Source organism: Pseudomonas sp. TNT2022 ID642, from assembly GCF_028656995.1.
Taxonomy (GTDB): Bacteria; Pseudomonadota; Gammaproteobacteria; order Pseudomonadales; family Pseudomonadaceae; genus Aquipseudomonas.
In genome coordinates, this window is sequence record NZ_JAMDGW010000012.1 from 224,588 (window position 1) to 236,611 (window position 12,024).

General features: G+C 56.1%; 15 protein-coding genes. 7 read left to right on the forward strand and 8 right to left on the reverse strand.

What is annotated here, in order from left to right:
• Positions 1-76 precede the first annotated feature (76 nt).
• Positions 77-655 (reverse strand): hypothetical protein, encoded by a 579-nt coding sequence (locus M5G26_RS13285; protein WP_122599017.1) that lies wholly within the window; start codon positions 653-655, stop codon positions 77-79.
• Between the two features lie 360 nt (positions 656-1,015).
• Between M5G26_RS13285 and M5G26_RS13290 the strand changes: the two genes are divergently transcribed.
• Positions 1,016-1,483, forward strand: coding sequence for a hypothetical protein (locus M5G26_RS13290; protein ID WP_134177905.1), 468 nt, complete (start codon positions 1,016-1,018; stop codon positions 1,481-1,483).
• A 98-nt stretch (positions 1,484-1,581) separates the two neighbouring features.
• Here the strand turns inward: M5G26_RS13290 and M5G26_RS13295 are convergent, their stop codons facing one another.
• Complete coding sequence (locus M5G26_RS13295) at positions 1,582-1,944, reverse strand: DUF6124 family protein (RefSeq protein ID WP_134177906.1); 363 nt, start codon at positions 1,942-1,944, stop codon at positions 1,582-1,584.
• Between the two features lie 437 nt (positions 1,945-2,381).
• Between M5G26_RS13295 and M5G26_RS13300 the strand changes: the two genes are divergently transcribed.
• Positions 2,382-2,768, forward strand: a complete 387-nt coding sequence (locus tag M5G26_RS13300; protein ID WP_244295032.1) for a hypothetical protein — start codon at positions 2,382-2,384, stop codon at positions 2,766-2,768.
• A gap of 80 nt (positions 2,769-2,848) precedes the next feature.
• Here M5G26_RS13300 and M5G26_RS13305 read toward each other — a convergent pair whose 3' ends face one another.
• Both M5G26_RS13305 and M5G26_RS13310 read right to left on the reverse strand, forming a co-directional pair.
• On the reverse strand, positions 2,849-3,241 hold the full coding sequence (locus M5G26_RS13305; protein WP_038367150.1) for a GFA family protein: 393 nt from the start codon (positions 3,239-3,241) through the stop codon (positions 2,849-2,851).
• 2 nt (positions 3,242-3,243) lie between these two features.
• Entirely contained in the window at positions 3,244-3,492 is a 249-nt protein-coding gene (locus tag M5G26_RS13310) for a DUF6555 family protein (protein ID WP_150692750.1), read from the reverse strand.
• Positions 3,493-3,687: 195 nt separating this feature from the next.
• Here M5G26_RS13310 and M5G26_RS13315 point away from each other — a divergent pair, with 195 nt between their 5' ends.
• A complete protein-coding gene (locus tag M5G26_RS13315) occupies positions 3,688-4,122 on the forward strand; it encodes a DNA methylase (RefSeq protein ID WP_273915665.1) in 435 nt (144 codons plus the stop codon).
• A 47-nt stretch (positions 4,123-4,169) separates the two neighbouring features.
• Here the strand turns inward: M5G26_RS13315 and M5G26_RS13320 are convergent, their stop codons facing one another.
• Together M5G26_RS13320 and M5G26_RS13325 are read right to left on the reverse strand one after the other, a co-directional pair.
• Positions 4,170-4,646 carry a short chain dehydrogenase gene (locus M5G26_RS13320; RefSeq protein ID WP_273915666.1) on the reverse strand — a complete coding sequence of 159 codons (477 nt, stop codon included), beginning with the start codon at positions 4,644-4,646 and terminating at the stop codon, positions 4,170-4,172.
• 105 nt (positions 4,647-4,751) lie between these two features.
• The gene (locus M5G26_RS13325) at positions 4,752-5,102 is read right to left on the reverse strand and encodes a hypothetical protein (RefSeq protein ID WP_273915667.1); all 351 of its coding nucleotides are present in this window, start codon (positions 5,100-5,102) and stop codon (positions 4,752-4,754) included.
• Between the two features lie 54 nt (positions 5,103-5,156).
• Between M5G26_RS13325 and M5G26_RS13330 the strand changes: the two genes are divergently transcribed.
• Both M5G26_RS13330 and gabP read left to right on the forward strand, forming a co-directional pair.
• Positions 5,157-5,639: an HIT family protein gene (locus tag M5G26_RS13330; protein ID WP_134177911.1), complete on the forward strand. Its 483-nt coding sequence runs from the start codon at positions 5,157-5,159 to the stop codon at positions 5,637-5,639.
• 314 nt (positions 5,640-5,953) lie between these two features.
• Positions 5,954-7,354, forward strand: a complete 1,401-nt coding sequence (gene gabP, locus M5G26_RS13335; protein WP_273915668.1) for a GABA permease — start codon at positions 5,954-5,956, stop codon at positions 7,352-7,354.
• Positions 7,355-7,386: 32 nt separating this feature from the next.
• Here gabP and M5G26_RS13340 read toward each other — a convergent pair whose 3' ends face one another.
• Positions 7,387-7,920 (reverse strand): ATP-binding protein, encoded by a 534-nt coding sequence (locus tag M5G26_RS13340; RefSeq protein ID WP_134177913.1) that lies wholly within the window; start codon positions 7,918-7,920, stop codon positions 7,387-7,389.
• A 215-nt stretch (positions 7,921-8,135) separates the two neighbouring features.
• On the opposite strand from M5G26_RS13340, the gene M5G26_RS13345 reads away from it, so the two are divergent.
• Together M5G26_RS13345 and M5G26_RS13350 are read left to right on the forward strand one after the other, a co-directional pair.
• Positions 8,136-8,549 (forward strand): PaaI family thioesterase, encoded by a 414-nt coding sequence (locus M5G26_RS13345; protein WP_134177914.1) that lies wholly within the window; start codon positions 8,136-8,138, stop codon positions 8,547-8,549.
• Positions 8,550-8,761: 212 nt separating this feature from the next.
• Entirely contained in the window at positions 8,762-9,766 is a 1,005-nt protein-coding gene (locus M5G26_RS13350) for a glycosyltransferase family 2 protein (protein WP_273915669.1), read from the forward strand.
• Between the two features lie 172 nt (positions 9,767-9,938).
• On the opposite strand, the gene M5G26_RS13355 is transcribed toward M5G26_RS13350, so the two are convergent.
• The gene (locus M5G26_RS13355) at positions 9,939-11,798 is read right to left on the reverse strand and encodes an ABC transporter ATP-binding protein (RefSeq protein WP_273915710.1); all 1,860 of its coding nucleotides are present in this window, start codon (positions 11,796-11,798) and stop codon (positions 9,939-9,941) included.
• Positions 11,799-12,024: the final 226 nt, after the last annotated feature.

Sequence of the window (12,024 nt, forward strand, 5' to 3'; positions counted from 1 at the left end):
TTGCCAATAATGATGGGCGCGCCCAGTAATGAATCAAACTCATAACACTCCATTGTACTTGCGATATATTTAGCTTTCACACGCTGCAAGCAAAGTCAAAACTCCGAATAATGGTGATTTGGTTTGTCTTTATTTTGCCGCGCCAGAACAATCGCTCCACCCCGGGTATGGTTCCATGCGGCAGCCATGTATTTGGCGTCCAACAGTCTTCCTGCCACAGATCACATACCACCGCGTCATCACCGAAATCCGCAATGTCATATGGGCCTGCTCCGGCAGGCAATCCCAGGTCAGATAGAATGCAGAACGCGTGTCCTGCGATGAAAACTCGGTGAACTGTTGTATCTGCGATCATGTTTTGCAATTGAGGCTTGTTCATAATTGTCTGATACACCAACTCTGCCTTCATGTCACAGTTTCCGTGTTCGTGCGCAACGGTTGCTGCGATGAAAGACGCGCTTGGGAGTACCGCACTACCGTAGTCTCCGGTCTGATTTAAAACTGCGTATACGGCTGCAACAGGTGTTGCGTGATCGCTAAGACCTACTGTATCTGTGATTTTGGCGATCCCTCGATTTGCAGATACAGCCCCGACCTGGGCGATCAACTTTTCAATAACCATTGTTCCGAGAATAATGCGAATTTCGTAGGACATGCGCTACCCTCTAGTTTCAAAAAATAGTGATTGTACAACTCGTAACTCTAGTACATAACGATAGCGTTCGGAGCAAAAAATAATTTTGTGGGCTGCCATCGGGTTGATTTTTATTTAAATCAATAATTTATGTTTCTTGTTTTGTACTGGCCTTGGGTCTGGAACCTAAATCGTCTCTGATTTTCTGGACGCATCCGACGGGCTCCTTTTGGCCGATTGCTACCGCCCACTGATAACCGCTATCGGCCAACGGCAGACGTTCGGGAGCGGCTGCTTACGACCCCTTGCGGCAACGGAACGAAGACCTCGCCGTCAGCTAATCTATTTCAGCAATAACGACGTTGAAAGCGAGGCAAGGGAATGAAAATGGGGTTTAGGGATGATCTAAGCTGTTCGATGGTTTTGATTATTCTCGTTCTCGGTTACGCATCCACTGGTGGCAACACGCTTTACTTAGGCTTTTGGTATCTCATCGGAGTGCCAGTGGTCATGTTGCTTCCAGGCTTGATTCTACGTTCTCGGGCCCTGTTTCTAACGGGAACAACAGCTGCAGCGGTTGTCACTCTTCTGGTCTACATGGCGATCGTGTCCAGCTCGGGTCGTGATGGCGGTCTAGTTGGGTTGGGTCATTTATTTTCTGTCCCGGGGATGGTCGTCGGTACAAGTGTTTCGGCTTGGTTGTTGAGGTTCCGTGTAAATGCGAGGTTGCCATGGATTGTCGCGGGCTTTGCGTTTCTGGGAGCCGGCTTCGGTTTCATGATTGCCCAAGTTATTGTGTGTACCACCGCTATGTACTGCGGCGCACTATCGATGGGTGTCTGGAATTGACTGAACAAGCGTTTACTTCTGGCCGTTACCAGGCGCATTAGGTTGTTATTAATCCCTCTGTGACGGATACCTGACGACCGCCACAAAGGGATCACCCCTCAATCCACCGGCACAACATTATCCAGCGCTTGATTCACCGCCAATTCCCCCAGCATCACCACTTGCGCAATCCCCAGCGCAGTTTTGCGGTGGCCTGGGTCAAGGATAGCGGCGAAGTTGCAGAGCATTTCGGTGGCTGAGCTGAGTGACTCGCTGGCGTTAACTAGCAGGGACTCGCTGTCGTAGTCGGCGTTTGCCAGAAACATGGGGGCGTGTTTCTGGTCGCTGCCCATGATGCGTTGGGCTGGCGTGAGGTAGTAATCGAGGGCGCGTTCGGCTGCGTCGTTGAGTGTTCGCGAGTCTGGGAATTTGTAGGGTGAGACTGGATCGGTTTCTGGGGGATTCGGCGTTGGTTTGAACATAGATGAAACTCCATATGGGACTAAAGGAGCCATCACCTTCGCTACCAAACGAAAGGTGGTGGCCATACGAAGGTTGGTAGACCGGCCCATATGGAAAATCCGGCGCGCCCGAGGGCGCCCTGCGCATGGCCACCATAAGACAAATGCTGAAAAAGCATCTGCGCAAGGTGACGTTATGCGTCATATGAGAGCGGGCTACCAAACCCCATCACTGTTTTTCAGTGACCCGGAAACGATAAAACCCGAACCCCAGACGCACAAGCCGGCGGATTCTGGCGTAGTCGTAGGCAATGGCGCAAGGCGTTGTAGCCTCAAGCCGGTAACGCGACATGTCTTTTAAACAACCGCGAAAAATTCCTAAACACGCCTCATCAACACGCCGTTCAAAATGACATTCGTATTCGAATGTCAGCTTCCGCGCGGTGGACGGTACGCCGATGCAAGCCAGCGGTTTCTCGTCCATCGACGTCACAGGGCTGGCGGCCACCACCGATGCGCCGAATGTTCAGTTCAATCTCGCCAGCGGGGTCAGCTCTTCGCGGCGCGCGGGTCGGCCGATGTCGACCGAGATCCTTATCGAAATGCTTGGCGAGGATCGCCAGGGGCTACCGTTGCACACCCGGCATGCCCTCGTGCACCCGGCGGGCGCCGCCGCGCTCACGGGGTTGAGTATCGCGATGCTGCTGGAGCGATTGCTCGGGCTCGATGGTCGAGCGCCCACTGCGGCAGGTCTTTACTTCCCTTATCAGTTGCTCGAGGTCGGTGCGTATCTGGAGCGTTTGAGCAAAGAGGGCGGTGAGTTGCTTGAGCTGAAAGTGCAATAAGGCAGGTTTCTTTCGCTAATCCCGGTTCTACTCATTGAACCGCTGGCGAGCTTTGATCTGCTCGCCAGCGGACATTTGCTTCACAGCGAGTGCCAAGGCCCGCCATCCGCCACAGGCACCTCACCCAGATCATACGGGTTGACCCCTTCAAGACAGCCCACATTGAAACCAAACTCCTGCGCATTGGTGCTGCGTCGGTGATGGGTGTAGATCCCGCAGTTGCCGCAGAAAAAATGCTCGGCCACTTGCTGGCCAAAACTGTACTTCATCAATGCCGACTTACCACGGATCACTTTCAGGTCAGCCGCCGGCACCGCCGCAACGATCGCGCCTCGGCGTTTGCAGAATGAACAGTCGCAGCGATGCGGCGTGGGCAGGCCATCGGGCAAGTGGATTTCGAGGATCACGGCGCCGCAATGGCAACTCGCGCGGTGGTCACGGCGGATCAGCGTGTTACCGATCTGTTTAAGCATGACTAAGCCTCCATCCAGTCCACCATTGCCGTTTCGCGCCATTTCACCTCGGTGATGCCGAACCGCTCGGCCTGGGGTTTGGAGATGACTTTCAGCGGTGGTTTGCCGGGTTTGGGAATCGGTGCAATGCCGGCATCGCAACTCGCCCAATGCCATGCGTCAGCGTTGCGCATGCTTTTGGCGCGGATGACGAATGATTTTGCCTGGCCGTGAAGTTTGTATTCGATGACGAAGATGTCGACGTTGCTCATGCGTTCCTCCTTACGCTCATACGCAAATGAGTTTTGCCGACCAAAAAGATTCAAAGGATTTTCGCGGTTTGTTTCAGGCCGCTGACAATGGTGTTGCTTTGAACGGTTGGAACTGGCGGCAGCCTAAAGATCAGGCGTTTGCCGACCATAGAAGGGGACGAAGAATTCCCATGATTTCAACCACGGAGGTAGCCAGTGAACAAGACGATCAGCGCCGAGGATTTGAACATTCAACTCAAGCACAACGACGACGCTGCACTGTTCAAATGGTTGCTTGCCAGTTTCCTCATGGGCAAGCGGATACAGGCCGAAATCGCCGCCGAAGCCTATCGCGTAATTGCCGATAAACACGGGCGCGATACTCCGCGCAAACTGGCTGCGTGCAGTCATCGTGAATTGGTCGCAATGCTCGGGGAGGCGCATTACGTGCGTTACGACGAGACCACCGCCGCGCGGCTTCACGCCTTGGCACGCAGGTTAAACGATGAGTACGCGGGCAAGGTCAGCCATATGGTCGAGGCAAGTGCCGATCGCCAGGCGTTTGATCAACGGCTGGCGGAATTCGACGGCATCGGTCCGAAAACCGTGGAAATCTTCATGCGCGAGGCAAGCGCTGTGCTTGGCTTTTGATCGCGGGCCGTGACAACGCAGCGGCCACCACCCGCGTCGTACAAAAGCTACCTGACTCGACCACCAGAGCGATTGATCGCCAACAGACACAACCCGACCAGCAATGCGGCACCTGCAACCAGTAGCGCCGAAGGTTGCATCGGCTGGCGCAAGCCTGCTGCCGTATGCCGTTGCGATATTGCCAGCGGTCGGCTTTCAATGGCCATTTCGTCAAGCGTCTGGAGTGGGGTAACGGCTTCTGCCTGAAACGGTATTTCATCGATGTTCAGACGCAGGCCGTCTGTCAGCTCCAGTGTCCGCGCGGTGATCGTGCCGACGATTCTGTCTGGATAAACCGGTTCGCCATTGGGGTCGAGTTGGTCATACAAGAAGTTCTGCCCTTCGAGCCAGCCGACAGCCGTTTGCAGCTCGGGGCCCAGGTAATACTTGCCGTCGAGGAAAAATCCAGGAAATTGCGGCGCGCGCTCCACGCTTTCAATGCGATAACGCTCACCCGGTTTCATACCGGTTTCAGGGGCAATCATGGTCAATCCCTCCGCTGTTGGTTCAGCGGTAGAGAACAAGGATCGACCGTCGTTCCATGTAAAAGAGGAAAGGTAGCTGTTGTCTGAATCATCAGCCCGGATCACTCAGGAGAGCAAGCGCACACCCGAGCGAATCAGGCCCTTCACCGTCAATTGCCGAATCTTTTCCCGCAATGCTTCGCGCTCGGCCTTGGGTGTTACCGGATCGACAGCCAGATACTGCCTGTCGCACCACCATTCGATTTGGCCGAGCCAATAGGTTTGTCCGGCGTGGCCCGTCTCGAGGCGCCCCAGCAAGTAGGCGATTTGTTGCCATGTCGGCAGCAAGCGGAAAATGGCGCTGCGTCGAGCTAGCGTGAGTTCAGCCCATGGTGGCGTTTGTGGGCGGAGGCTAACGCGCCGCGTGGGGCGCGGGTGATGTTTACATTGCCGGGGGATCGGGATCTGCGCAGGCATCGTGACGAGTCCTTTGTTACTCTTTGGCCTCAATTGCTTAAGGACCTCCGGCATATGGAAATTGCCCCGCATTTCATCATTCATGAAACCGAACATTGGATCATCAATCACCATCTGGCGAACACGCTTCCCGGCTATCTGATGCTGGGGACTAAGATCGAAACCACATCGCTGGCCGAGTTGTCATCCGATGCCTTGGGCGAGTTGGGCGGTTTGCTTGCCAAAACTCAGCAAGTCATCGAGCGACAACTCAAGCCAAAACATCTCTACATCGGTCGATACGGGCATCAGCCGGGTTTACCGATTCATTTCCATTTCATTCCGGTTTATCACTGGGTCGAAGCGCTGTTCTGGCAGGACACGCGATATCGGCTCCTCGATACGTTTGCCCACGTTGAATGCGCTGCATCAGCGACTGACGGTGCAGAGCTGACGTTGTTCGTCTGGCGGGAGTTTGGGGAAAACCCGATACCACCGAAGGCGCAAGGCCCTTCCATTGAAGAAGTGATCAAACATCTGCGTATTGCGTATGGCTGATTGTTGGAACAAGGCTCAACGAACCCGCAAGCTATTCAGAGAGTTCTCGCTGACTGATTGGTGTCGATCTCGACCACTCGGTCTTCGCATGTCGATATCAGACACAACCATGGCGCATTCAGGCTACTGAATCATCTGACGGGCCGGGTAAGGTGGCTTGGCTTTACAAAAAAATGACCCCATCAAGAACATGGGGGTGATAAGAACTGCGGCGGTTGAGGAGGCTCCATTCAGGGCTTTCAGCAGGCAACGATGGTGCTCGTTTGCCTCAGGCAACTCGCTTAAATGTCGATCAGCAGAGAATAAAAAAACCAATGATCAGCCCGAACTCAACGGATTCGAGTAGCCAATTGGCGCAGGGCTTCAAGCCTCGTCACGTCACCATGCTGTCCATCGCCGGGATTATCGGTGCCGGTTTGTTCGTAGGCTCGGGGCATGCCATTGCGGCGGCGGGGCCGGCGGTTCTTCTGGCCTATCTGTTCTCCGGTTTGCTCGTCGTGCTGGTCATGCGCATGCTCGGTGAAATGGCGGTGGCCAATCCCGACACCGGCTCGTTCTCTACCTATGCCGACCAGGCCATCGGGCGCTGGGCGGGCTTCACCATCGGTTGGTTGTACTGGTGGTTCTGGGTGTTGGTAATTCCTATCGAAGCGCTCGCCGCCGGGCATGTGCTGAACCAATGGTTTCCGCAGGTCGATGCGTGGCTGTTTGCATTGGGCTCGATCATTGCGCTGGTGGTGACCAACCTGTTCAGCGTGTCCAAGTACGGCGAGTTCGAATTCTGGTTTGCCATGGCCAAGGTCGTGGCGATCATCGGTTTTATCGGTGTCGGGTTTGCCGTGCTGATGGGCTGGATTCCCGACAGGGAAGTCAGCGGCTTGAGCGGGTTGATGGCCGACCACGGCGGATTTGCGCCCAACGGTCTGTCAGCGGTTGTTGGCGCTTTCATCACCATCATGTTCAGTTTCATCGGTACCGAAGCGGTGACCATCGCCGCCGCCGAATCGAATGATCCGTCGCGCAACATTGCCAAGGCCACGCGTTCGGTGATCTGGCGCATCGGCGTGTTTTACCTGCTGTCGATCTTCGTGGTCATCTCTGTGGTGCCGTGGAATGATCCGTTGCTGGCTTCGGTCGGGTCTTATCAGCGTGCCCTGGAAATCATGAACATTCCCCACGCCAAGTTCATGGTCGACATCGTCGTGCTGATCGCCGTGGCCAGTTGCATGAACTCCTCGATCTACATTGCCTCACGGATGTTGTATTCGCTGGGCCGTCGCGGTGATGCACCGAAGATGCTCAAGGCTACGTCCTCGGAAGGTGTTCCGCGCGCAGCGGTCATCGCCAGCACCGTGATCGGTGCGTCAATTACCGTGTGGAGCTATTTCATGCCTGCCGGGCTGTTTCAATTCCTGCTGGCCAGCTCCGGGGCGATTGCCTTGCTGGTGTATCTCGCCATCGCGGTGTCGCAGTTGCGCATGCGCCGGATTTTGCAACAGCGCAACGTCGAGCTGACCTTTCGCATGTGGCTGTTCCCCTGGCTGACGTGGCTGGTGATCGTGTTTATTTGCGCAGCGCTGGCGGTGATGATGATCACCCCGGAACACCGCACCGAAGTCACCACAACGATCGGCCTTGCGCTGGCGATTTCCTTTATCGGCCTGGTGACGTCGCGTCATCCAGCGCCAGCGGCGAGGGTCACGTCGGTGGGGTGAGGCCGCAGTTATCTGCGCTACGCGGTTTTGAGCTATTGCGCTAAAGCGTGAATGACATCCGCAGCCATTTGTTCAGGAGTATTGATCCCGTCGATTCGCAAGACCGGGGCCGTTTGCGCCGATAACCATGCCTCGTGCCACGCTCGATTGCGTCCCGAAAAGCCCGGATTGTCGTACTGCGAGGCCCATTCTCGAAAGGCCACATGTATCTCATGCATATCGCCACCGGGTGCAATCCGCTCTCCAAAGCGTTGCTTTTCCCGTGCTGCCAGCCGCTCAAGGCGAATGGGTGTCGGTGTGACAACGAACACAATCAGATCGGCATGGGCAATCAGCGCATCTCCCCAGTTAATACACGAGCCGGTCAGCACCCAATCGTCGTCGCCGAGTTCTCGCTGCATCAATGAAACGCGTTCATCGGGCAGTCGTTTAGTCGTGAACGGAGGATTTGTCGGCATCCAGTAATAATCATCGACATCGACGTGTTGCAGGTCGAGCAAAAGGGCGAGGTTCTGCCCCAATGTCGTTACGCCTGCACACGACGCGCCTGTAATGTAGATACGCAATTTTCCTCCTTGAATAAAAGCCTGTTTCGGATTCGGCAAGGTATCAAGATAGCTCCCCGGGTGTCAGTGCCGCCCATTCAGGGCGCACGGTTTATCAGTGCAGATTCCGCATCCGTATAGTGCTTCCCCCGTTACATGATTCCCCATAAACCTTCCAACTGAATCGAAGTATTCAGCTCAATGACGCCGGTGAGTCGCCGGCACACGGAGGGACCATGGACGTCAGCGCAATTCCCGAGGGATTCACCCCATTCAGCCGCAGCAGCCCGTTGCTGGATTTGCTGGGCCCGATCTACGCAAGGGGCAGCGGGCTGCAATTGGAGCTGGGCCTGTTGACTGACTCACGCCATGCCAATGGCCGGGGCACCTTGCATGGCGGTGTCTTGGCGACATTGGCCGATGTCGGTATGGGTTACGCCATGGCCTTTTCCAGCGACCCTCCGCAGCCACTGATCACGGCGAGCATGACCCTGGATTATCTCGGCGCCGTACACATGAACGAGTGGCTGGAGGTGCGTCTCGAGTACTCGAAAAAAGGCCGGCAACTGGCGTTTGCTGCCGTCAGTCTGCATGTTGGGGAGCGTACGGTTGCGCGGGCCAGTGCGGTTTTTGCTGTGCCGATGAGTTAACTCGTGTGTGCAGCAAGGCGTTGCCAGGAGCAGTGCGCATCTTGATCGGCGGGTGGATGTTGCCGAGTCGCGTTGAATGACTGTTTTCGGCCTGCAGGTCTTGAGCACAGCGGTAGGAGAGGAACTGCCCAAGTGTAATCCGTGTATCACCATGCTATGATTTGCGAGTTATTATCCTGCTTTTATTTTATTGTTTTTAAAGAGCATATTTCATGTTGGATTTGAAGGTCTCCGTTATTGTTGCTGCATATAATGTAGAAAATTATATAGTCGAGACGATGGAGTCGCTCTTAGGACAAACTGTTCAGCCATCGGAAATCGTGATTGTTAACGATGGATCGACAGATGGAACGCTGGAGTTAATTAATTCGAAGTATGGCGATGACAGCAGGATAAGAATCATCACCCAGGAAAATATGGGCGTCGGTGGGGCGCGCGTGACGGGATTCAATGCCGCTACAGGCGACTACTTGTTTTTTTGCGACCCGGATGATGTGGTCAGTCTCGATCTTTTTGCAGGCTTCAATAAAGCAGTAAGTGAAAACAGCGATTTAGAACTTTATTACTTCTCAAAGCGTTCTTTTGTTGATTCGAGTGGCGAGCGTAATTATTTAAGACGTGATACCGCACCTTCCCGCGAGGGTTGGTTCAGTCAGGGCGTAGAACTGTTCGAGGATCTGATCCTCAGTAATAAATACAAGGCCACGACATGGCAGTACATTTTCAAAAAAACCGTGACTGAACGCTTCGACGTGACTTTCAAGGGGCGTGCGCACGAGGATCAGCTGTTCAGCATGAACATCTATCTTCATAGCAAGCTCTGCTACGCAACGCAGGCCGATCGATATTTCCAAAGGGTGCGTCAAGGGTCGCTGACCAATAGCGTCAAAGACGAGCATCATGTCCTGACAAGCTACGACGCTTACCGGGACACCCTGGCTGCGCTCAAGCCTCATCTTCATCTCTTCAACCGCAAGCGTCAGGTAGCCACGGCTTATATGAGGCGAGGTGTCACCTGGACGATCAAGGGATGCATTCGAAACCGTGTGAGGTTGCCACACCGATTTTTTTCGCTGACACGCAAAGATTCCCGCGAGTGTGGCGTGGGGCGCGAGGGCGGCCTGCTATTGGTACTGCCGGAATGGCATTTTCTCGCGAAGAAAGTCAGCTTCGAGTTGAAGAGCCGTTTGCGCCGGGGCCGCCCCGGCGCTGTCTGACTGCGGGCTTGTTCGTGAACACCTACGGATGAGTTTCGCTGCGCGACCGCAAGGTTGCGCCTGTCGACTAAAGTGGGGGCAGCGAGGTCGCTGGCGAGTTTGTATCTACCACGACTGAGCGGATCTGGCCGAACGCAGTCGCTTCTCAGCGACTGCTCCCAACCCCGTCCCCTCAAGCCTGATCCATCGCCGCCGCCACCCCCTGATCTTCACCCAGAAAACCACCACTCTGATGCTGCCAGAGCCGCGCATAAATCCCGTTCCTGCTGAGCAATTCAGCGTGAGTCCCTTGCTCGATAATCCGCCCCTCATCCATGACGATCAGTCGATCCATGGCGGCAATCGTCGACAGTCGGTGGGCGATGGCGATGACGGTTTTGCCCTGCATCATTTCATCGAGGCTTTCCTGGATGGCGACTTCGACTTCGGAGTCGAGGGCACTGGTGGCTTCGTCGAGCAGCAGGATCGGCGCGTTCTTCAGCATCACACGCGCAATGGCGATGCGTTGGCGCTGGCCCCCTGACAGTTTGATGCCGCGCTCACCGACGAGCGTGTCGTAGCCGCTGTGGCCTTGCTTGTCGCTGAGTTGGCTGATGAAACCGTCGGCCTGGGCATTGGCGGCGGCGCGGCGGATATCTTCGTCGGTGGCGTCCGGGCGGCCATAGGCGATGTTGTCGCGAATCGAGCGATGCAGCAGCGACGTGTCTTGCGTGACCATGCCGATGGCGCTGCGCAGACTGTCCTGGCTCACCTTCGCGATGTTCTGGCCGTCGATGCGAATCTCACCGCTGTCGACATCATAGAAACGCAGCAGCAGATTGATCAGCGTCGATTTGCCCGCACCGGAACGGCCGACCAGGCCGATTTTTTCGCCGGGGCGGATGTTCAGGCTCAGGTTGTCGAGGACCTGACGTTCGCCGTTGTAGTTGAAGTTCACCTTGTCGAACGTCACCGCGCCGCCCGCCGGCACCAGCACGGCGGCGTTCGGCGCATCCTGCACCTTGGGGCCGCGGGTGAGGGTGGCCATGCCATCCTGGACGGTGCCGATGTTTTCGAACAGCGACGTCATCTGCCACATGATCCAGTGCGACATGCCGTTGATGCGCAGTGCCATGGCGGTGATCGCCGCCACCGCACCGGTGCCGACCTGGCCCAGATGCCACAGCCACAGGGCGTAACCGCCAGCGCCGATAATCAGCCCGACCACCAGTGCCTGATTGACGATTTCGAACTGGCTGACCAGACGCATCTGGCGAAACCCGGTGAGCTTGAAATCTTCCATCGCCGCGCGGGCGAAGTGCGCTTCACGCTTGGAGTGCGAGAACAGTTTCACCGTGGTGATGTTGGTGTAGGCGTCGGCAATCCGCCCGGTCATCGACGATCGTGCATCGGCCTGTTCCTGGCCGACTTTCCCCAAGCGGGGCACAAAGTACAGCATGGCCAGCCCGAACAACGCGAGCCATGCAATGAACGGCAACATGAGTTTCAGGGCGAAGCCGCCGGCCAGGGCGATGATCGCAATGAAGTAAACACCGATACCCGGTGCGATCTCGATGAGCGTGAACAGGACTTCGCGCACGGCCAGCGCGGTCTGCATGACCTTGGTCGTGACTCGCCCGGAGAACTCATCCGAGAAGAATGAAAGGCTTTGCCGCAGCATCAGTCGGTGGAAGTCCCAGCGCAGCCGCAACGGCAGATTGATCGCCAATATCTGGTGCTGGACCATAGTGCGCAGCGCCACCAGGCCAATGCTGATGAACAAGACGATGCCGATGCCCCACAGCACGCGACTTTCCTGCGCGTTGACACCGCCGCCGGCCTGCCACGTCGAGAGCAGATCCACGACCTGGCCGAGAAAGGAAAACAGCCACGCTTCGTAGATCGACACGCTGGCACTGAGCAGCGCCAGCGCAAGGATATAACCGCGTGCGCCACGGGTGCAGGCCCACAGGAACCGCATCAGACCGACGGGCGGGGGTGGTGCTTCGTCGGGCGGGAAGGGGTCGAGTCGTTGTTCAAACACGCGCAGCATTGTGGTCTCCGAAATCATCAGGGTCAGGGGATTCTGCCATTGAATGGCGGTGTTGCGGGTTTGCATGTCAACGGTTTGTCCCCACAAAGTGTTATTGCCCGCATCATCGTGGTGCCCAATCCCACGGATCGCGGGCGTGTGCCGATCAGCTAAGCTTTCTGCTCATATGACTTGAGCAGCGCAAGATGCAGCGAACACACCGGGATCCATGTTGGGAGTCGATGGA